Genomic DNA, 800 nt, shown 5'->3' with positions numbered 1-800 from the left:
GCCGGACATTTCCAGGCCCGGCAAGCGGTGCTGGCTGCCCTTGAGCTCGGTCTGGTGGTTGTACAGCACCTGGAACAACGGGTTGTGCCCAAGGTTGCGCTCAGGCTGCAAGGCTTCGACCAGTTGCTCGAATGGCAGGTCCTGGTGGGCCTGCGCGCCCAGAACACGTTGCTTGACCTGTTGCAGCAGCTCGCCGAACGTCAGCTGCATATCGAACTCGGCACGCAGCACCTGGGTGTTGACGAAGAAGCCGATCAGGCGCTCGGTCTCGACCCGGTTGCGGTTGGCCGTGGGCACACCAACACGGATGTCGGCCTGGCCCGAGTAGCGATGCAGCAAGGTCTGGAAGCTGGCCAGCAACAGCATGAACGGCGTCACGTTCTGCTGCTGGGCAACGCGCTTGAGGTTGGCCGCCAGCTCATTGCCCAACTCAATCGGCCAACGCGCGCCTTGATGGCTCGGTACAGCCGGGCGCGGATGATCCAACGGCAGCTCCAGCACCGGTTGCTCATCACCCAATTGTTCGGTCCAGTAGGCCAGCTGCCGCGCCTGCTCGCCGGCCTCCATCCAGTTGCGCTGCCAAACGGCAAAGTCCGCGTACTGAATCGGCAGGACCGGCAGCGTCGGCGCCTGGCCTTGGCTGTAGCCCGCATACAGTTGCACCAGCTCTTCGACCAGCACCGGCATCGACCAGCCATCGGCGACGATATGGTGCAGGGTCAGCACCAGCACGTGCTGGTCCGCCGCCAGGCCCAGCAGCCTGGCCCGCAGCAGCGGCCCCTGCTCCAGGTCGAACGGTT

At 64.9% G+C, this 800-nt stretch carries 1 protein-coding gene; it reads right to left on the bottom strand.

All coding sequences use genetic code 11. The features are described 5' to 3' along the window. The coding region (locus CAG18_RS25920; protein ID WP_256573460.1) for a condensation domain-containing protein at positions 1–800 on the bottom strand (800 nt) is incomplete at both ends.

This window comes from Pseudomonas sp. B22(2017) (assembly GCF_002113105.1).
Lineage (GTDB): Bacteria > Pseudomonadota > Gammaproteobacteria > Pseudomonadales > Pseudomonadaceae > Aquipseudomonas > Aquipseudomonas asiatica.
Note: the sequence above shows the minus strand (reverse complement) of the source record. Positions and strands in the feature narration are given on the sequence as shown.